20 protein-coding genes are annotated in these 18048 nt (G+C 68.4%); 13 read left to right on the forward strand and 7 right to left on the reverse strand.

Annotated elements, in window-relative coordinates; translation table 11 throughout:
• The first annotated feature begins 86 nt into the window (after positions 1 to 86).
• The 3 genes from VTA80_RS14830 to VTA80_RS14840 all read left to right on the forward strand — a co-directional run bounded on the left by VTA80_RS14830 (position 87) and on the right by VTA80_RS14840 (position 2648).
• The gene (locus tag VTA80_RS14830; protein WP_407341862.1) at positions 87 to 551 is read left to right on the forward strand and encodes a MarR family winged helix-turn-helix transcriptional regulator; all 465 of its coding nucleotides are present in this window, start codon (positions 87 to 89) and stop codon (positions 549 to 551) included.
• 571 nt (positions 552 to 1122) lie between these two features.
• The gene (locus tag VTA80_RS14835; RefSeq protein WP_407341863.1) at positions 1123 to 1605 is read left to right on the forward strand and encodes a hypothetical protein; all 483 of its coding nucleotides are present in this window, start codon (positions 1123 to 1125) and stop codon (positions 1603 to 1605) included.
• Positions 1602 to 2648 carry an NAD-dependent epimerase/dehydratase family protein gene (locus VTA80_RS14840; RefSeq protein WP_407341864.1) on the forward strand — a complete coding sequence of 349 codons (1047 nt, stop codon included), beginning with the start codon at positions 1602 to 1604 and terminating at the stop codon, positions 2646 to 2648. The genes VTA80_RS14835 and VTA80_RS14840 overlap by 4 nt, the downstream gene beginning before the upstream one ends.
• A gap of 3 nt (positions 2649 to 2651) precedes the next feature.
• Here the strand turns inward: VTA80_RS14840 and VTA80_RS14845 are convergent, their stop codons facing one another.
• Positions 2652 to 3968 (reverse strand): hypothetical protein, encoded by a 1317-nt coding sequence (locus VTA80_RS14845; RefSeq protein WP_407341865.1) that lies wholly within the window; start codon positions 3966 to 3968, stop codon positions 2652 to 2654.
• Between the two features lie 57 nt (positions 3969 to 4025).
• Here VTA80_RS14845 and VTA80_RS14850 point away from each other — a divergent pair, with 57 nt between their 5' ends.
• The 8 genes from VTA80_RS14850 (at position 4026) to VTA80_RS14885 (ending at position 10256) form a co-directional block, all read left to right on the forward strand.
• Positions 4026 to 4685 (forward strand): glycosyltransferase family 2 protein, encoded by a 660-nt coding sequence (locus VTA80_RS14850; protein WP_407341866.1) that lies wholly within the window; start codon positions 4026 to 4028, stop codon positions 4683 to 4685.
• A gap of 2 nt (positions 4686 to 4687) precedes the next feature.
• The gene (locus VTA80_RS14855) at positions 4688 to 5350 is read left to right on the forward strand and encodes a DUF2064 domain-containing protein (RefSeq protein ID WP_407345785.1); all 663 of its coding nucleotides are present in this window, start codon (positions 4688 to 4690) and stop codon (positions 5348 to 5350) included.
• Positions 5351 to 5391: 41 nt separating this feature from the next.
• A complete protein-coding gene (locus VTA80_RS14860) occupies positions 5392 to 5559 on the forward strand; it encodes a hypothetical protein (protein WP_407341867.1) in 168 nt (55 codons plus the stop codon).
• Between the two features lie 234 nt (positions 5560 to 5793).
• Positions 5794 to 7023 carry an S-methyl-5-thioribose kinase gene (gene mtnK, locus VTA80_RS14865; protein WP_407341868.1) on the forward strand — a complete coding sequence of 410 codons (1230 nt, stop codon included), beginning with the start codon at positions 5794 to 5796 and terminating at the stop codon, positions 7021 to 7023.
• Positions 7024 to 7483: 460 nt separating this feature from the next.
• On the forward strand, positions 7484 to 8413 hold the full coding sequence (locus VTA80_RS14870) for a hypothetical protein (RefSeq protein WP_407341869.1): 930 nt from the start codon (positions 7484 to 7486) through the stop codon (positions 8411 to 8413).
• Positions 8406 to 8783, forward strand: coding sequence for a sulfurtransferase TusA family protein (locus VTA80_RS14875; RefSeq protein ID WP_407341870.1), 378 nt, complete (start codon positions 8406 to 8408; stop codon positions 8781 to 8783). Before VTA80_RS14870 ends, VTA80_RS14875 begins: the two co-directional genes overlap by 8 nt.
• Positions 8780 to 9139: a DsrE family protein gene (locus tag VTA80_RS14880; protein ID WP_407341871.1), complete on the forward strand. Its 360-nt coding sequence runs from the start codon at positions 8780 to 8782 to the stop codon at positions 9137 to 9139. The genes VTA80_RS14875 and VTA80_RS14880 overlap by 4 nt, the downstream gene beginning before the upstream one ends.
• 4 nt (positions 9140 to 9143) lie before the next feature.
• On the forward strand, positions 9144 to 10256 hold the full coding sequence (locus VTA80_RS14885) for a radical SAM protein (protein ID WP_407341872.1): 1113 nt from the start codon (positions 9144 to 9146) through the stop codon (positions 10254 to 10256).
• Between the two features lie 349 nt (positions 10257 to 10605).
• On the opposite strand, the gene VTA80_RS14890 is transcribed toward VTA80_RS14885, so the two are convergent.
• The gene (locus VTA80_RS14890) at positions 10606 to 11853 is read right to left on the reverse strand and encodes an IS256 family transposase (protein WP_407341857.1); all 1248 of its coding nucleotides are present in this window, start codon (positions 11851 to 11853) and stop codon (positions 10606 to 10608) included.
• Positions 11854 to 12102: 249 nt separating this feature from the next.
• Between VTA80_RS14890 and VTA80_RS14895 the strand changes: the two genes are divergently transcribed.
• Entirely contained in the window at positions 12103 to 12954 is an 852-nt protein-coding gene (locus tag VTA80_RS14895) for an alpha/beta fold hydrolase (protein WP_407341873.1), read from the forward strand.
• 204 nt (positions 12955 to 13158) lie between these two features.
• Here VTA80_RS14895 and VTA80_RS14900 read toward each other — a convergent pair whose 3' ends face one another.
• A complete protein-coding gene (locus tag VTA80_RS14900) occupies positions 13159 to 13425 on the reverse strand; it encodes a DUF6225 family protein (RefSeq protein WP_407341874.1) in 267 nt (88 codons plus the stop codon).
• A gap of 556 nt (positions 13426 to 13981) precedes the next feature.
• On the opposite strand from VTA80_RS14900, the gene VTA80_RS14905 reads away from it, so the two are divergent.
• Complete coding sequence (locus VTA80_RS14905) at positions 13982 to 15274, forward strand: low temperature requirement protein A (RefSeq protein WP_407341875.1); 1293 nt, start codon at positions 13982 to 13984, stop codon at positions 15272 to 15274.
• A gap of 66 nt (positions 15275 to 15340) precedes the next feature.
• Here VTA80_RS14905 and VTA80_RS14910 read toward each other — a convergent pair whose 3' ends face one another.
• The 4 genes from VTA80_RS14910 to VTA80_RS14925 form a co-directional block, all read right to left on the reverse strand.
• The gene (locus VTA80_RS14910; protein ID WP_407341876.1) at positions 15341 to 15484 is read right to left on the reverse strand and encodes a GPGG-motif small membrane protein; all 144 of its coding nucleotides are present in this window, start codon (positions 15482 to 15484) and stop codon (positions 15341 to 15343) included.
• Between the two features lie 120 nt (positions 15485 to 15604).
• Complete coding sequence (locus tag VTA80_RS14915) at positions 15605 to 15841, reverse strand: hypothetical protein (RefSeq protein WP_407341877.1); 237 nt, start codon at positions 15839 to 15841, stop codon at positions 15605 to 15607.
• Positions 15808 to 15975: a histidine kinase gene (locus VTA80_RS14920; RefSeq protein WP_407341878.1), complete on the reverse strand. Its 168-nt coding sequence runs from the start codon at positions 15973 to 15975 to the stop codon at positions 15808 to 15810. The genes VTA80_RS14915 and VTA80_RS14920 overlap by 34 nt, the downstream gene beginning before the upstream one ends.
• 96 nt (positions 15976 to 16071) lie before the next feature.
• Positions 16072 to 17898 carry a putative bifunctional diguanylate cyclase/phosphodiesterase gene (locus VTA80_RS14925; RefSeq protein WP_407345787.1) on the reverse strand — a complete coding sequence of 609 codons (1827 nt, stop codon included), beginning with the start codon at positions 17896 to 17898 and terminating at the stop codon, positions 16072 to 16074.
• Positions 17899 to 18048: the final 150 nt, after the last annotated feature.

An 18048-nucleotide genomic window follows, 5' to 3' on the forward strand; every position in this document is an offset into this window, starting at 1 on the left:
CCGAGCTCCTTCACCTAGACACTTCAGATTCGAAGGAATTTACAGGGTGATCCTTCAGATTGCAAGCGTCGCGCTAGGCTCGGCCCATGACTGACCCGGTGCGGTGGCTGGATGAGCAGGAGATGTCTGCGTGGGGACCGTTCGTGGTCGCGACCATGCACCTGCATGCCCAACTCGAACGCGACCTCAAGCGCGCCTTCGACGTGACGCTGCTCGATCACGGCATCCTGCTCATGTTGAGACACACCCCTGACGGGCTGACCATGGGACACCTGGCGGGCCAGTTCGGGACGAAGGCCAGCGTCATCACCTACCGCGTCAACCGCCTCGAGCAACGCGGCCTGGCTTGGCGTGCCCGCCGCGAGACCGATCGCCGCGAGGTGCTCGCTCGCATCACAGAAACCGGCGAACAGCTCTGCGGCCAGATGGGCCCGGTCCACGCCACCAGCGTCCGCCAACACTTCCTCGACCCCATCCCGCGCCGGGACCTGCCAGCCCTGGCCGAGGCCTTTCAGCACCTCTACAACGCCCAACGCGAGCTAGACGACTAGCCGAACACCGCAGCGACCGTCGACTGCGAGCCGACGCAAGAGATACGCGGCGGCGACAGGCGTCTTCGATGCCGGGAGCCAACCTGCCGCTGTGCGCCGGCGTCACTCCCTCGCTGAACGCCCGGGACGCGAGCGCCGCACCATGAAGGACGTAGCGCCAACCAAGCGATGTTCTGTCTAGTTGATCTCCCCGCCAAGAAGGAGTGTCGCGGTCGACTGTCTCGCATTCAAGACACTGTGCGTGCTGGCAGGTGTCAGACTCCACACGTGTCCCCCTCCCTGAGGCCGTCCCTGGCAGTCATCGGCGGTTGCGGCTTCTACTCCTCTCTCGTCGGCGTCGAGCAGGTCGAGATGAGCACGCCGTACGGAACGCCGCCCGCACTCGTTGCGATCGGATCGGTCAGAGAGCGGACGGTTGCGTTCTTGCCCCGGCACAGGCTGGGGCACGAGCTCCCTCCGCATCTGATCAAGTCCCGGGCGAACATCTGGGCGTCGTGCCCCCTAGGGGCGCGGCGCATCTTGGCTCCGTGCGCGGTCGGTGCCCCGTCCACAGTCCTCACCCCGAGGAGACGTGGTCGTGCCTGATCAGCTTGTCGACCGGACCGCCTTGCGCGTGCGGGCCTTTGACGGCTCGGGGGCGGTGCACGCTCGGTTCTCCGACCCTTACTTTCCTGCGCTGCTCGCCTGGGACGGTGGCGTGAATGAAGGTGGGACGTTGGTGATCGTCGAGGGTCCGCGATTCTCGACGCGTGCCGAGTCGCGGAGCTATGCGGGTGCCGGCTGGTCGCTGGTCAACTTGACGGGGTATCCCGAAGCGGTCCCAGCGCGGGGGTTGGGCGTCTGTTGCGCAGCCTTGGGCCTGGTCACCGACCTGGATGCCGGGGTGGACGCTCACGGTGCGGTGCACCACGGCGCGGTGCTCGCGCCGTTCTCGCAGCACGTCGGCCTTACGACGGATTTGCTCTCCGGTGTGATCGTCGACCTTGACCATCAATTGGATTGCTCGTGGTCTGCCGGGTTGCGAGACGTCACTGTCCCGTTGGTGCTGGCGTGAGGGTTCTCTTGACGGGCGCCGCCGGTTTCATTGGATCGGCGATCTGGACCGAGCTGGCCGCTCGCGGGCATGAGGTGATCGCAGTGGATGCCTTGATCCCGCAGGCACACCCGATCGACGCGGACGCGGGGCCGGAGGTGCACCGGCTCGATGTCCGTCGTGCTATGGAGTGGGTGGATCTCTTGCGGGGCGTCGATGTGGTGTGCCACCAGGCCGCCATGGTGGGTGCGGGCGTGACGGTCTCGGACCTGCCCGCCTATGCAGGTCACAACGATCTCGGGACCGCGGCTTTGTTGGCGGCGATGCACGCGGCGGGCGTGGGCCGGATCGTCCTCGCGTCGTCGATGGTGGTCTACGGCGAGGGGCGTTACGTCTGTCCAACGCACGGCGTGCAGCGGCCACCGCCGCGAAGTCTCGCCGCGCTCGACGCCGGGGACTTCGAGAACCACTGCCCGGGGTGCGGGGAAGCGCTGGCGTGGCAGATGGTCCCGGAGTCGGCCCGGCTCGATCCGCGGAGCAGCTACGCGGCCAGCAAGCTCGCCCAGGAGCACTACGTGGCAGCCTGGACGCGCCAGGCGCCGGGCGCCGCGATCGCGCTGCGCTACCACAACGTGTACGGCCCCGGGATGCCGCGCAACACCCCATATTCGGGGGTTGCGGCCCTGTTCAGGTCGGCGATCGAGGCCGGGCGTGTCCCTGAGGTGTACGAGGACGGTGCGCAGATGCGCGACTTCGTGCACGTGGCCGACGTCGCTCGAGCCAACGCGATCGCGCTCGAGGCCGTCGCGGTGGCGCAGCCGGGACATGGTGGCGTCTATAACGTGTGCTCGGGTCAGCCGGTCTCGATCCTGGACGTCGCGCGCAGCGTCGCGTCGGGGGCCGGATCGGGTCGAGCGCCGGCGGTGACGGGTCGCTACCGCGTCGGGGACGTGCGCCACATCGTGGCGTCGCCGGATCGGGCCGCGCGCGAGCTCGGGTTCACCGCCGAGGTCGGGCCAAGCGACGGCCTGCCACGGTTCGCCACGGAGCCGCTGCGGGCGTGATTGTCACCAGGGGGTCCTCAGAAGGTGCTGGGCGACGATCGCGAACCCCACCTGGAGGGCCAGGCCGCCGCGCCGCCAGCGTTCGGGTAGGAACGCGCAGGACAGCATCAGCCAGGGCACAAACGGAAGCCAGATCCGCTCGACCTCGGCCTTGCTCATCAGCGTGAGGTCGGCGACGGCGACCATGATCACACCTGCCGCAGCCAACGCACCGAGGACGTGGCGGCTCGGGCGTCTGATCGCCGCAACCATTTCTTTGCCTGCGGACGCGAGCGCCGCTGCCAGCAGGGGACCCGCGCTGAACAGCAGCGCGGCGATGTTGCCCCAGAGCCAGTAGCTCGCCGGGCGGCGACTGGCGAGGCCGCTCCAGTACCTGTCCTGGAGCACCGGGAAGGCCTCCCACCACACGAATCCGAGGGCAGCGAAGACCAGTACGACGGCGATCGCGGTAGTGAGGGCGAAGGGCAGCGCAAACCAGGACCGGGACACCAGCAGGACGGTAAGCGCGAGCACCCCCAGCAGCGGAAGGCCGTACGACATCAGGGCGCAGTACCCCAGGAGCGCTCCTGCGAGCAGCGACCATGGCATCGATCGGCGCGTGGCTCCGAGCGCCAGCGCGGCCACCCCCCAGGCGGCCACGGCGGCGAACAGCGCGTCGGCGGACACCGCCTGCCAGATCGCGACGGGTCCCAGGACCAGGAAGGGTAGTGCCCGGCGTGCGGGCAGCTCGGCTCCGAGCGCGCGAGCGGTCACGAGCACGGCCACCGGTGTCGTGGCGGCCACCACGGTGACGACCAGTGCGGCCGCCAGGCCCGAGCCGAGCCCGAGTCGGACGAGCAGGATGAAGAACAGCAGCGCGCCGGGCGGGTGTCCCGCGACATGGACCGGCCAACTGTTCGGACCGTCCGGGATCCGGGTGACGAACTCTTGTAGCAGGGCGGGCACGTCGGTGGTGGCGCGGGCGGTGTTGAGGTATTCGTACCGGCCGTCAAGGACGTTCCCGATTCCGGGCACGCCGTCGACGAGCGCGAGCGCGAGCATCCATGCCCAGCCCGTCAACCACGTGAGGGCGAGCAGCGCCCGCCAGGGCAGGAATCGGGCGGCGTCGAGCGCCACCAGGACCCCTGCGACGCCGATCACGAGAGCGGGCACCGTTCCTGGGCCCACGCGCGGTGACCAGGAGGCGATCACGGGATGGAAGGACGCGAAGTCCACCTTCCAGCCCGTGACGACCGGCACCGTCATCGCGAGCACCATGACGAGTGCGGCCGCCGCGAGACCCCGCGCGGGCACGGATGCCTGGCGAAGGCGGTTGGTCACGGCTCGATGATAGGCAGTCGGCCACAACTGAGGAGGACATTGTCTATCGTCGGGCTCATGGCCTTACGGTGCGATGTGATCTTTCCCTGCAAGGACGAAGCGGCCGCCTTGCCCGCCTTGCTCGCCCTGGTCCCCGCGGGTTTCGGCGTCATCGTGGTGGACAACGGCTCGGTCGACGACACGGCCGAGGTCGCGAGGAGCTGCGGGGCCCGGGTCGTGTACGAGTCCGTGGCTGGCTACGGCGCTGCCGTGCAGGCCGGCGTCGAGGCGTCCAGGGCCCACTACATCGCCATCCTGGACGGAGACGGGTCGATGGATCCGCGGGAGATCACCGGGTTGCTCGCCGCCGTCGTCGGGGGTGGGGCCACGATGGCGACCGGCCGCCGGCGACCGGTCCGGGCGGGGGTCTGGCCGCGGCACGCCCGGGCGGGCAACGCGCTCGTGCTTTGGTGGCTGCGCCGTCGAACCGGGCTCCTGGTCCGGGACATCGCCCCGATGCGCGTGTGCAGCCGGGAGGACCTGCTCGCCCTGGACGTGCGCGACCGTCGGTTCGGCTACCCCGTGGAGCTGCTCGTCAAGGCGCAGGCGGCGGGCTGGGTGCTGGCCGAGCTCGACATCAGCTACCACCCGCGGGCCAGCGGGACTAGGTCGAAGGTGTCTGGCACCGTCCGGGGCACGGTTCGCACCGCCCGCGACTTCGCCCGCGTGCTGCCGTGAGCATGCCCGTGGTGCTCGTGATGGCGAAGGTCCCGATTCCCGGTCAGGTGAAGACGCGGCTCGCAGCAACGCAGGGGGCTGTGCGGGCTGCGCAGCTGGCGACCGCGGCCCTGCTGGACACCCTCGACGTGTGCGAGCAGACCTTCGGTCTCGGCCGGTGCCACGTGTCCCTCGGAGGGGACCTGGGTCAGCTGGACGACGTGGAGCTGCTGACCCGTCTGCGCAGCTGGACCGTCCATCCGCAGTGGGGCGCCGGGTTGGGTGAGCGGATCGCGAACGCCCACCGTGAGCTGTGTCCGACATCCCATGCGCCCGTCGTCCAGATCGGCATCGACACCCCTCAGGTCACGTCGGCGGTGCTCGGTTCGGTGGCCGCGATGGCGGTGCACCAACCGGTGCTGGGGCTCGCGGACGACGGCGGGTGGTGGGTGCTGGCGACGAACGACCCCGCGCAGGTCGACGGTCTCGAGAATGTCCCCATGTCGACCGCGAGAACAGGTCAGATGACCTGGGAGCTCCTGCGGTCGCGAGGATCGAGCGTGGGCGTCGCGCCCGTGATGCGCGACGTGGACGAAGCAGCCGACGCCGAACACGTGGCAACCCTCGCGCCGACGACCCGATTTGCGCGGGCATGGCGTTCTAGCCGTGCCGGAACTCGCGGCTGAACTGGGCTGCGGTACCAGACTCTGCACGCAATACTCGCCTCATGATTCGGTACCTTCTGGGCGCCGAAGAGCCCGGCCGTCGCGTCGTCGGGCGGGCGCTGGCCGGTCTGCGGATCGTCGCGGGTCTCCTGTGGCTCGGCAACGTGGACTGGAAGCGACGGCCCGGCGTCGGCCGCGAGGGCGAGCGGTTCCTCTATGGCTACGTCTAGGCAGCGATCGACCACCTCGTGTTCCCACCGTTCGGCTGGGTCGTGGAGAACGTGGTCCAGCCGGCGTTCTTCTCACTTCTGGGGCCGAATGATGTAAGCGATCGGGTCCAGCCGGGAGGCGTCTGGCTTGGCGGGTGTGCGTGTTGGCTTCTACCGGGGCCGGGCTTACGTCCTGTGCACCCTAGTAGCAGCCTCATCTTCGAAGAATCCACGACAAGTTGAAGGGCGTGTGGCGTGTTCAAGAAGTATGAGTTCCTCACCGTGGAGTCGATTCCGAGCTATATCCAGTCCAAACCCATGCTCGCTTCCCGTATCGATGCCCACCACATCGTCTCTGTCGAGGAGATCGGTGACGGCAACCTCAACCTGGTGTTCATCGCGCGGGACGAGGCCGGGCGCGGCCTCGTGCTGAAGCAGGCCCTGCCGTACGTGCGCATGGTGGGCGAGGGCTGGCCGCTGACGCCCGAACGGGCGCGCTCGGAGGCCACGTCGCTTCTCGCGCATCGCGCGCTCGTACCCGAGCTGGTCGTGGAGGTCTTCGACTACAACCCCGACCGTTTCATCATCGCGATGGAGGACCTGAGTGACCATGATGTGTGGCGCGGTGCGCTGAACACCGGTGCCATCCACGACGGAGCAGCCGACGCGGTCGGGGTGTACATCGGCGCCGTGGCGTTCGGGACCTCGGTCTTCGGGATGGATCGGGATGATCTCGCCGCGCGCCAGGCGGAGTCCACCAATCCGCAGCTGTGCACGATCACCGAAGACCTCGTGTTCACCGAGCCGTACGTCGACGCCGGGCGCAACAGCGTGCTCCCCGCCAACGAGCCAGACGCGGCCGAGCTCGCCGCCGACGTCGCGATGATCCGCGCGATGGGCGAAGCCAAGTGGCTCTTCATGACCAGCTCCGAGGCACTGATCCACGGCGACCTGCACACCGGCTCAGTCATGGTCCGGGCCAAGCACGGCTCCACGCTCTGCGACAGCGTCAAGGTATTCGACTCCGAGTTCGCGTTCTACGGCCCCGTGGCGTTCGACCTCGGCGCAGTGTGGGCCAACTATGTGATCGCCGCCGCACGCGCCTACGCGCTCGGCGAGGATGAGCGCGGCGACTGGGCCCTTGGACTCATCGCGTCCACCTGGATCGCTTTCGAGTCCGAGTTCCGCCGGCGCTGGCCGCAGCGCGTCGACCCGCGACTGTGGGGCGAGGGCTTCCTGAACGACCGGATCTCGCAATGGCGTTCACAGGCCTGGTTGTTCGCGGCCGCGAAGATGGCGCGGCGCATCGTCGGCGTGGCGAAGACCAAGGACATCGAGACCCTGCCCGAAAACCTGCGCGCAGGTGCCGCCCGCGGCGTCCTGCACGTGGCCAGGCGACTCGTCGTGGAGCGCGCCACCGACAGCTCACCCAAAGCCCTGGCGGAGATCGCTCGCGCACTTCTCGTGGCCGACCGCACGAGCTAGTTCGAGACGCGCTCAAGAACCTCGACCCGCTGTTGACCCCGGACCTGTCGCGAGCCCTCGCTCAGATGGGACTTGGCGACCGCCACCCAGACGAGTTTGTAATGCGCGGGTTGACGGTTGTGTGGCCCCTTCGTGCGGCTGCTGCTGGTTTGAAGAGGGGACCTGATCGCGATCGGTCCCCGCGCGCCCGTCCAAGCCTGAGGTATGGCTGTGGGTGGAGACGGCATCGAAGATCTCGCGGGCATTGCTGATTGCGGCCATCTCATCCTGCACCGTGTCTTCCTCTCCACGACCTGCGCGTGCCACGCAGGTCGTGGCCCTGGCGCCGGGACCCGGTTGGCGCGTGCCTGGCGTGCGGGGGGATCAGCGGGGGCCGCCGGGACGTTCCGGCGGATTATCTCGCCGCGCGAATTCCCTCAACCGCCGCGCGAACGCTCCCCAACGTCGGCATACTCGAGGCGTGCTGCCATACCTGTTGGGGACCGACGAGCCGGACCGTCGCAGCGTTGCGCGGGCGCTGGCGGGGTTGCGGATCGTTGCTGGGCTGCTGTGGTTGTTCAACGCGAACTGGAAGCGACCACCGGACTTCGGTCGTGAGAGCGGGCGGCTGCTTTATGGCTACGTGCAGGCCGCGATCGACCATCCCGTGCTCGCCCCGTTCAGTTGGGTCATGCAGAACGTGGTCCAGCCGGCGTTCATCCCGTTCGGGTGGGGCGTCCTGGTGGTCGAGACGCTGCTCGCGGGCCTGTTGCTGACCGGGACGTACACGCGGCTCGCGGCCCTGCTCGGCATCGCGCAGGGCAGCGCGATCGCCCTGTCGGTGCTGCAGGCGCCCGGCGAGTGGCCCTGGTCGTACTACCTGTTGCTCGCGGTCCACGTCGTGCTCTTCTTCGGATCGGCCGGATTGGCGTGGGGCGTTGACGGCGTTCGCGCGGCCGCGGCCGCGGGGGCTGGCGCCCGACCCGCGGCCCGCTTGGTGCTCACGTGGGGCTCCCTGCTGGCGGCGGTGGGTCTGGTGGCCGCGGCCGTCGCGGTCGCATCGTCGCCCGCGACACTGGGGTCCAGCTCGTTCGAGGTGTCCCTGGGGGCGTACAACGTCGCCGGCGGTGTGCTGCTCGTGGTCGTCGGTGCCCTGATGGTCGCCGCCGGGCGCACCGCGCGCGCGTCGTTCGCGTTCGCTGCGGCCGCCGTGGGCCTGGTATGCACCGCAACGATCTGGACCCAGACCGCCACCGGGTCCTCGATCTGGCTGGGGGCGAACCTCACCGCAGCCGCGCTGTTCGCCACCGGCGCGGTCGCCGCGGCCGGCTGCGGGGCCGTGCTGCGGGCCCCGAGCGGGCACATCGCACGCCCAGCCTCCGCGGTACAGGCGGGGACCTCAGATGGGTGAGATGGACACCGCCCGCCTGCCCGACCTCGTGGTGGACGGCGAGGACCGTGCGTGCGGGGAGCTGCTGCTCCGGCTTGCACTGCAGCTACCTGGCCAACCCGTGGGCGCGCTCGTGCGGCTCATTGCCACCGATCCGGTCGCCGCGATCGACCTGCCGTACTGGTGCCACCTGACAGGCAACGGCTACCTCGGCGTCGGCCACGGTTCGGACGGGCGGCCGCACTACGACATCGCGGTCCGCCGCGTCTTGACCCATGCGCCCCACCACACCCTTTCGAGCGGACCCCCACCGGGCGAGCTTGCGCGTACCGACGACGCCCCGGGATCCTCCCGAGGCGTGGCCAACCCGAGAGGAACCTCCCTGCCATGAGCAGCATCGTGATCAACCTGACCCAGGGCTCCAACGACGTCGACCGCGCCAGCGTGGCGATGGTCGTGGCCGGTGCCTCGATCGCCTCCGCCCAGGAAACTACGGTCTTCTTGTCCTCCGACGGCGCGCGGCTGGCCGCCAAGGGTTTCGCCGACGACCTGCATGAGGAGGGCTTCGCCCCGATGGCCGAGCTGATCTCGAACTATGTCCTGGCGGGGGGAACCTTCCTGGTCTGCAGCCCGTGCGCGAAGAAGCGTGGCATCGGCGAGGAGGACCTCATCGAGGGCGCAAAGATCGTGGGTGGGGCGACCCTGGTGGCCCTCCTTGCCGGTGGCGCCGCGGCGCTGTCGTTCTGAGTCGATGACGGGCCAGCTGATCGACCTCGACGCCGTCGTGCGTGCCGGTGGCGCTGACGCGGCGCTGGACGGCGGGGACCAGGACTGCGGCAGCGGGCTGCTGCTGTCGCTGACCTCGGCCATGCGCCGCCTCGAGCCGGGCCAGGTCCTGGCGGTCGGCACCCGGGAGCGGTCGGTGCTGGTGGACCTGCCCGCGTGGGCGGGCCTGGCCGGTCACGACCTGCTCGAGGTCGTCGACGGCACGGAAAAAGGTGGCGGCGGCCGGTCGGAATGGCTCCTGCGCATCCGCAGGGGCGGGCTCGCGCCCAGCGCGCAATTCACGACCGGCAACGCTGTCCCGCTCGGGGAGCGGCTGTGGCTGCAGACCAACTTTCACTGCAACCTCGCCTGCACCTACTGCTGTGCGCAGTCCTCACCGAAGGCCTCGGCCCGCATGATGCCGCCCGAGCTGGCTCGGGTCGCGGTCGAGGAGTTCGTGGCCGGCGGGGGGCGTGAGCTGCTGCTGACAGGCGGGGAGCCGTTCCTGCATCCGGGGCTGGGCCAGATCGTGGCGCACGCCGCGAAGCTGGTGCCGGTGACGATCCTGACCAACGCCATGGTGTTCGACCGGGGCGCTCGGCGAGCGATGCTCCAGGAGATGGATCGCGACCGGGTCGCGCTCCAGGTCAGCCTCGACTCGGCCACCCCCGACCTGCACGATCGGATCCGGGGCGCGGGTTCGCATGCCCGGGCGATCCAGGGCATCAGACTGGCGAGCGGACTCGGGTTCCGCGTCCGGGTCGCGGCCACGCTCGGACCCGACGACGTCACGCAGGTCCACGCCCTGCACGCACTGCTGGACGACCTGGGCATCGCCGCCGATGATCGCCTCGTGCGGCCCGTCGCCCAAGAGGGAGCCGCCGAGCTCGGCGTGCACATCTCCCTGGAGACGATAGAGCCCGAGCTGACCCTGACTGTCGACGGTGCGTGGTGGCATCCGGTCGGGATCACCAACCCGCACCTGAAGATCTCCAACGAGCCCGTGCCGATCGCACCGATCCTGGCCGTCATCAAAGACGTCCTAGCCGTCCAAGCAGCCGGCACCGCCCAAGGACGGAACGTCTTCAGATGCACCTGAGCCCCGCGCCAGGGACTGACATCGACGCCATCGGCCCGCCGTCGCCCGCTACTTGGCGACAGTTGACGCGCGGGTCGGGCGGGCCCAGCACTTTGGCGCCAATTATGCGGCGATCGCGCCCGTCGGATACGCAGCAGTAAATCACCAAGGCACGGTCGCACATCAGTTGGATACGGATTGAGTCCCTGCGAGGGTCCCGACGCCTGATCAAGACGTCGGGCTCTCACATACGACGACCGGGGCCCGGGCTGCTTAGCTCCCCGAACCGTCTTCTCGACCTTAGGACCTGACGGTAACGGTCAAGTCCTGGGGAGTGGTGTAGCGGTTCGGCGTGATTCTTCGCGGTGAGCTATGCGCTCAGGGTGTTCAGGGTGGGTGCGTCCTCCTGGTTGTGGTGGGGGTTGTCGATGAGGGTCAGTCGGGCTCGGCTCAGGACCTCCAGGCCGAAGTAGCGGCGTCCTTCGGCCCATTCGTCGTGCTGCTCGGCCAACACGGCGCCGACGAGTCGGATGATGCTGGTGCGGTCGGGGAAGATCCCCACGACGTCGGTGCGCCGGCGGATCTCCCTGTTCAACCGCTCGTTGGGGTTGTTCGACCAGACCTGGCGCCACAGCGCCTTGGGGAACGTCGCGAACGCCAGGACGTCCGCCCGGGCGCCGTCCAGGTGCGCGTGCACGGCCGGCAGCTGGGTTTCGACGGCGTCCAGGAGCTTGTCGAACTGGGCGTTGACCGCGGGTTCGTCGACCTGGTCGTAGGTGGAGTGGAGCATGGCCTTGACCGCGGGCCAGGCCGACTTCGGACACACGCTCATCAGGTTCGCCGCGTAGTGGGTGCGGCACCGTTGCCAGGTCGCCCCGGGCAGGGTCGCCCCGATCGCCTCGACCAGACCGGCGTGCGCGTCGGAAGTGATGAGCTGGACGCCGGTCAGGCCGCGGGCGACCAGGTCGCGGAAGAACGTCAACCACCCGGCCCCGGACTCGGCGGAGGCGACCTGGACGCCCAGGATCTCCCTGAATCCGTCGCCGTTGACGCCGGTGGCGACCATGACGGCGACCTTGACTACCCGCCCGCCCTCGCGGACCTTCATCGTCAGCGCGTCCGCGGCCAGGAACGTGTAGGGGCCGGCGTCCAGGGGTCGGGTGCGGAAGTCCTCGACCTGGGCGTCCAGGTCCCTGGCCATCACTGAGACCTGCGACCGCGACAGCCCGGTGATGCCCAACGACTGGACGAGTTTGTCCATCCGGCGGGTCGAGACGCCGAGCAGGTAGCAGGTCGCTACGACCGAGGTCAGGGCGGCCTCGGCGCGGCGGCGCCGCTCGAGGAGCCACTCGGGGAAGTAGGTGCCGGCCCGCAGCTTGGGGATCGCCACGTCCAGGGTCCCGGTGCGGGTGTCCAGGTCGCGGTGGCGGTACCCGTTGCGCTGGGTGGTGCGGGCCTCGCTGACCTGGCCCCAGGCCGCGCCGCACACGGCGTCGGCGTCGGCGGACAGCAGGGTGTTGATGAACGTGGTGAGCATCTGACGCATCAGGTCCGGAGAGGACTGGGCCAGGTGCTCGTGCAGGAAGTCAGCAGGGTCAATACTCGACGGAGCGGTCATCGTGTTGTCCTCTTCGAGTGGGCTTTGGACGGTCTCTCGAAGGATCACGCGGTGGCCGCGCCTACGTCTACGTTCTCGACGACGACACGACCACCGGGCTACCGGTACACCACTCTGCTGGACTCAACTGACGGTAACTGCTGTCCGCCCAAGGCCACGCAGCGCGTCGGCTTTCTTCGCGGCGGAGCTCGACCGCCTGGCTGACGAGTTCGAAGGTGGTTCGGGTTGTCCGATGGCTAGGGTCAACTCGTGCCGACCTACATCGCAGCCGATGGAGCCCCGCTCTTCTACGACCCGATCGGGATCGGTCCGCGCCGCAGCCGGGCGATCGTTGTGATCGCGGGCGGCGCGGCACGCCACCCCAGCTACCTCGGTGACTTGGCCGGGCTCGCCGACGAACACGAACTGGTGGTGCCGCATCTGCGGGGCGTGGGCCGCACCCCGGCCCCCACCTTGGTCGAGTCGGGTGGGTACTGGCAGCAGGCCGCCGATATCGAGTCGCTACGCGAGCACCTCGGTGTCGAGCAACTGATCGTGGTAGCGCACTCGGCGGGCACGAGAGTGGCGATCTCCTACGCGGCCCAGCACCCCGACCGGGTCGCGGGCCTCCTGCTCATCACCCCACCCACCGGCTACCTGGTCGACGAGCCCTCCGACATCGACGCCCTTGTCGACGACCGACGCGGTGAGCCAGCCTTCGATGCCGCCATCGTGGCCCTGTTGGCCGGGCCGCAGGGGTCCACCGACGACTCGTTTAACGGCTGGCAGCGACTCACCGCTCCCGCGAGCTACGCCAGGTGGGATGGTGTGAGCCAAGCGCACGCTCGCGCGGGGCGGTGGAGCCTTGCCGCAGCGCAAGCGTTCTTCAGCACAGACCCACCCCCCGACCTCACCGCGCGTATCCGACACGTGCACGCACCGGTGCTGGTCATGGCCGGCGCCCAGGACTGCTTCACCGGTGTCGCCCCGCAAGTCGCCCTGGCCGCGCTGTTCCCCAACGGCCGCTGCGTCGTGATCGATCACTGCGGCCACTACCCGTGGGTCGAACAGCCCCGCGCATTTCGCACCGACGCAGACCAGTTTCTCGATCCGCTCACCTAATCAGTGGTGACCGACGCCGACTCACCGCCCCACGCTTGACGACCGTCGTCCCCGCCGACCCAGCACCTGGAACCCTCTACGCGGTGGGTGGCTGTTGAGTCAGGCACGGTCCGAGGGATTGCCGCGATCTGCGCGCGTGCGCAGCGTTTCGTACCGTGGTGGTGGCTGGCCGGCTCGGGTTGATCGGTTCAGGGTGCTGCCAGGTCAGTGTCGGCGGTGGGACTCATCGGGTGGGAGTTCGGCTGAATGGGCGGGGTATCGCGCATTGAGGGGGAATTCGCCGAGGAGCACCATGTCGTCGGGGTCCGCGTCTGGACCGAAGCCCGCCCCGGTCAGCACCTGTCGAACGGTCGCGGTCAGCCCTCTGTTCGCTTGGACGTAGACGAAGACTGGGGTGTCGTCGGCGAGGCCGACCAGCTCGGCGCGCAACTTCCCCACTGTCCACTGCGCGGGGTCCTCGAAGGCATTCATCTAGCCATCGTGGACCATCGGGAAGATATCCGCCTAAAGCGGACGCGCGAGTCGGCGTGCGGGGCCCCGAGTAACGCTGCGTGTCCCACCGATGAGGCGGGGCAAGGGCTACCTGGGTTCGGCCGCGATCTGGAGCTCGTCCGTACGCCGCTGTGGACCACCGCCGTCCGTCGCCCTCTCGTGCGTGACGTCAATGCGGCGCTCGGGCTGCGTCTTTCCCGCGTGCCGGTCCGGCCCCGCCAGCGCAATCCGCGCGACTCCTCCGGTCGAGCGCAGCGGTGGCCGACTGGCGGGATCCGCATATCGTCAGTGGTAGACGACGCCCAGCAGCCCCCTGCCTGGGCGTCGTCGACCACGACACACCGCGTGCGACACCCTGGGGGAGCGGGGCAGCGGACAACAACGCCCAAGTCAGGTTGCCGGGGGAATCGCGAACGCGGTAACCAGACGGGTCCGTCGCAACTGACCTGAGAGCGAACTGCACCGCGTGCGGTGCGGGTCGGTCTTGCGCAGGCACCTGGCAGCCACCGACCCGCCCCGCACCACAATCCAAGGCATGATCCTCGAAAACGGACTTGGCCGATGTGAGGTGACGATTATGCGAACGCTGATCCGCCCGCCCGTGTTGAACACCGGTCATGGGCGAACCGCGAGCAGGTTGGAACTCTTCTTCGACCTCGCATATGTCCTGGTAATTGCCGAGCTCGCGACCGCTTTCTCGAACGATCTCACCTGGCATGGTGCCGCTGTGTTCGCGGGCGCCTTCACCGCGATCTGGTTCTCCTGGGTCGGGTTCACCCTGTACGCCAATCGTTTCGACACCGATGACGTCATCTTCCGGGTCATCAAGCTTGCTGCTATGGGCGCGATCGTTGGCTGCGCGGCTAGCGCATCCGACGTGACCGGGTCGCTCTCAGTGCAGTTCGCCGCCAGCTACCTCACCGCTGAGGTCCTGTTGCTGATACTGCACATTCGCGCGTGGATCAACGTGCCCGAGGCACGCGGCACCGTTGGCGTGTACGCGCTGTCGATCTCGGCGACATGCGTGCTGTGGGCGGCCTCGCTCGCCCTGGACGGCCCGGCCCGGTACGCGATGTGGGCCGTGGCCGTGGCGATCGACGCACTGACCCCCATCGCGGTGACCCTGCGCGGCGATCCGGCGCCGCTGCACCTCGGGCATCTGCCGGATCGGTTCGGGCTGCTCGTGATCTTGGTCTTGGGTGAAGGCATCGCGGCCACCGTCACAGCCGCGCATGACAGCACGTGGGCACCAGCCACGGTGAGCACGGCCGCCATCGGCTTCGTGCTCTTCGCCGCGATGTGGTGGAACTACTTCGACGCCGGCGCCTCAGCAGGCCAAGAGAACCTCCAAACCGTCGAGCGGGTCGCCGAAGGCACCCAGGGCGAGACGCAGGGCAACTCGCCCGACACGCCTACCGCAGCGGAGGAAGATGTCGTAAGCACAAGGCGGGACTGGTACATCTACGGTCATCTCCCGCTGACGCTAGGCACAGCCCTGGCAGCTGTCGGGCTCGAGGATCTCGCCCTGCATCCCACCGCGGTGGCAGGACCAGCCGCCCTGATCCTGACCGTGGGTCTCGGGCTCTTCTTCGTCGGCCTCGTGGGCGTCGTAGCTAGCACGGCAGGGTCCCTGCATAGCGCCTGGCCGTGGCCGATGCTCGGAGTCGTGGCAGCTACAGGGGTGGTCGCCATACCGGGGACGGGGCAGGTCGCGGTGCTCACCGCCGCTGTGTGCACCTTGGGGCTCGCTGCCGCCGGGACGGCCGCCTATCGCAACCACCAACTGACCGTCGCCCAGGGACAAATCCCAACGCACACACAGCAATGACCCTGCCGACGAGTTTCAGCCGACTCCTCTGATGTCGACTTGGGTGGACCCGCCGGCGGCACTGCCCTACGTGAAGATGCTCACCCCGCCCGGCCCTACCAGGAGCCCTACGACGATAAGAACAACTCCCCACAGGAACTGCTTGCGCACGATCGCAACAATTCCGGAGATGACCAGGATGACGGCAAGAATCCATAACAGTGTTGCCATGAGCTTCACCTTCAGTGGAGGGGACTCGAACCCCAAATGTACCCAGATTCGCCCCGAGCGCACGCCCTGAGCAGCACCCGTTCCACCGGCCGAATTCGCCGCCACCAGCTCCCGCCCTCTTTATTGGCTTCGCGTGCTGGCCTTGCGTGCAGCCCCCCTTTCGGTGGTCGTACCATCGGTGCTCAATGCACCGCTGGAGGACTCCAGGTGCGCGCGCACGAACCACTGGAACAGCTCCAGTTCGTGCAGGTGCCCGATCAGGAGCTCGTTGGTCACCGGGTCGCTCTCCTCGGTGTCCGCGGCCGCTTGGTGGTGCGAGGCGATCACACCCTGATAGACCTCGTCGAGCGCACGCACGTGCTCGCGATCGCACGGGACAGCGCCCTGAGCTCGGCGAGGGCCTCGGCGGCCTGGACCCGCGCCTGGCCGAGCAACTCGCGCGCCGCCGCCGGGTCGTTGTCCAGCCGACGCTCGGCGACCGACAGATCCATTCCTAACCTGACCAGGCGCTGCTGGGGGCCGTCATGGATGTCACGCTCGAACCGGCGCAACGACGTGGGCCGGTTGGGAGCGTCGGGGGGAGGTGCTCAGGTCAGTTGAGCTTGGAGTGCTCCGGTGGTGAGCGGGCGGGAAAACAGGTTTCCCTGCGCGGAGTCGCATCCCATGGCGATGAGTCCGTCGCGCTGGCGGGGAGTCTCGACGCCCTCGGCGATGATGGACATCTCGAGGGCGTGTGCGAGGCGTGTGACGGATTCGATGATGATCGACGATGCTGGGTCGGTCCCGATCGCGGTGATGAAGCTCTGGTCGATCTTGACGATGTCGATCGGGAATCGGCGGAGGTAGTTCAGGGAGCAGTAGCCCGTGCCGAAGTCGTCGAGTGCGAGCCGCGAGCCCAACGTCTTGAGATCGTGCAGCGTGGGCAGTGCACCGCTGTGCTCCTCCACGAGGACGGACTCTGTGACCTCCAGGACTAGCGCGGTGGCGTCCATGCCGGTGGTCAGGAGCACGCGCTCGACCATGGAGGAAAAACCCGGGACCATGAGTTGGCGGGCGGAGACGTTGACGGCGAGGTCGAAGCGTTGGTCAGGGTGCGTGCGGAACCAGGTGACCCAGTCGCGGCAGCTCCGCTCGAAGACCCACTCGCCAAGGTCGGAGATGAGTCCGCTCTGCTCGGCGGCGGCGATCGCCACGAGTGCGGGGATCGGTCCGCGATCGGGATGAGTCCAGCGAAGCAGTGCCTCGGCGCCTTCGAGCTGCCCGTCGGTGGTCCGTACGATCGGTTGGTACGCCACGTCGAGGGTCGACTCCTCGATCGCGGTCCGCAGGTCGAGCTCGAGGTGGTTTCGCTCATGCATCTCATGTGCGGCCCGCAGATCGATCACTTGATGGGTCGCCCCGCCTCTTCGTTTCGCCTGGTACATGGCCATGTCTGCGTCGACGATGATGTTGTCGGTGATCGCCTCTCCCCGCCCGGAGTAAGCGACGCCTACGCTCGCAGTGACCGAGAGTTTCATCGTCGGCAGTTCGAACGGCACGCGAAACGCGTCGCTCACCCGGTCGATGAGGCCGTCGACGTCGGCCGGCGCCGATAGGTCCTCGCACAAGTACACGAACTCATCCCCGGACACGCGCGCAAGGGTGTCACCGGGCCGGATCACGCTCCGGAGCCGGCTGGCGACCGCGACGAGCAACTCGTCGCCAACGCGATGCCCGTAGGTGTCGTTGACCCGCTTGAACTTGTCAAGATCGACGAACAGGATCGCGGCGCTGGTATGCGAACGACGCGCCCGCGCCGATGCCCGCTCGATGTGCTCCTCGAGCAGCACCCGGTTCGGCAGCCCGGTGAGCGCATCGTGCAGGGAGCGCTCGCGAAACCAGTCCGCGGCCCGCATGACGTCATCTCGTGCCCGGGCATTCAGGATGTACGCCGCTACGACGTCCGCGAGGGTCTGCGCGACGACCTGGCCGCGGGCCGAGAGCGGACCGGGCGTGTCCCGATACAGGTCGAGAGCACCTAACTGGCCCTCGCCGTGGCGTAACGGGAACGCAAAAACCGCCGCCATGCCCGCCTCGACAGCGGCCGGACCGAACCCGGGATAGTCGGTTTGGACCTCAAGGTCAGGAACGAACGACGGCTCGCCGGTGCTGAACGCGGTCAGACATGGGCCTTCCCCCAAGTCCGTCTGCAGCTTCTCGAAAAGCAGGGCGTCCGCGTTGGACGCCGCGATGAATCGTGGAGGGACTCCCGGCTCAATCAGACTCACACCCGCAGCAGTGATCGGCAGGACGTCGACGATGCGCACGACCAGGTGGTCCAGGATCGCCTGGATCGGAAAATCCGTCACCATCGTGTGCGCGAACTCGGTCAGCAGCAGCGACAGATCATCTTCATTAGGCACCGGCGCTCGCACCTCCAAGCCGTCAACCCACGGACCGCGGCGGAACTGGACGCCGACATCGTGTCATGGGGCGACACCGACGCTGAGGGCCGTCAATGTCCCGGTATGTACTACTGCGTCCCAAGGGTATCCCAAGCACGGCGGGGCACCCCTGAGCTGCCC

It is taken from the genome of Pengzhenrongella phosphoraccumulans (assembly GCF_045689905.1).
Classification (GTDB): Bacteria; Actinomycetota; Actinomycetes; order Actinomycetales; family Cellulomonadaceae; genus Pengzhenrongella; species Pengzhenrongella phosphoraccumulans.

What these genes read in the sequence shown, in the direction of transcription:
- VTA80_RS14830 (WP_407341862.1), top strand. Translation starts at nt 87, where the DNA reads ATGACTGACCCGGTGCGGTGGCTGGATGAGCAGGAGATGTCTGCGTGG.
- VTA80_RS14850 (WP_407341866.1), top strand. Translation starts at nt 4,026, where the DNA reads ATGGCCTTACGGTGCGATGTGATCTTTCCCTGCAAGGACGAAGCGGCC.
- VTA80_RS14855 (WP_407345785.1), top strand. Translation starts at nt 4,688, where the DNA reads ATGCCCGTGGTGCTCGTGATGGCGAAGGTCCCGATTCCCGGTCAGGTG.
- VTA80_RS14860 (WP_407341867.1), top strand. Translation starts at nt 5,392, where the DNA reads ATGATTCGGTACCTTCTGGGCGCCGAAGAGCCCGGCCGTCGCGTCGTC.
- VTA80_RS14875 (WP_407341870.1), top strand. Translation starts at nt 8,406, where the DNA reads ATGGGTGAGATGGACACCGCCCGCCTGCCCGACCTCGTGGTGGACGGC.
- VTA80_RS14880 (WP_407341871.1), top strand. Translation starts at nt 8,780, where the DNA reads ATGAGCAGCATCGTGATCAACCTGACCCAGGGCTCCAACGACGTCGAC.
- VTA80_RS14885 (WP_407341872.1), top strand. Translation starts at nt 9,144, where the DNA reads ATGACGGGCCAGCTGATCGACCTCGACGCCGTCGTGCGTGCCGGTGGC.
- VTA80_RS14890 (WP_407341857.1), bottom strand. Translation starts at nt 11,853, where the DNA reads ATGACCGCTCCGTCGAGTATTGACCCTGCTGACTTCCTGCACGAGCAC.
- VTA80_RS14900 (WP_407341874.1), bottom strand. Translation starts at nt 13,425, where the DNA reads ATGAATGCCTTCGAGGACCCCGCGCAGTGGACAGTGGGGAAGTTGCGC.
- VTA80_RS14905 (WP_407341875.1), top strand. Translation starts at nt 13,982, where the DNA reads ATGATCCTCGAAAACGGACTTGGCCGATGTGAGGTGACGATTATGCGA.
- VTA80_RS14910 (WP_407341876.1), bottom strand. Translation starts at nt 15,484, where the DNA reads ATGGCAACACTGTTATGGATTCTTGCCGTCATCCTGGTCATCTCCGGA.
- VTA80_RS14920 (WP_407341878.1), bottom strand. Translation starts at nt 15,975, where the DNA reads ATGGATCTGTCGGTCGCCGAGCGTCGGCTGGACAACGACCCGGCGGCG.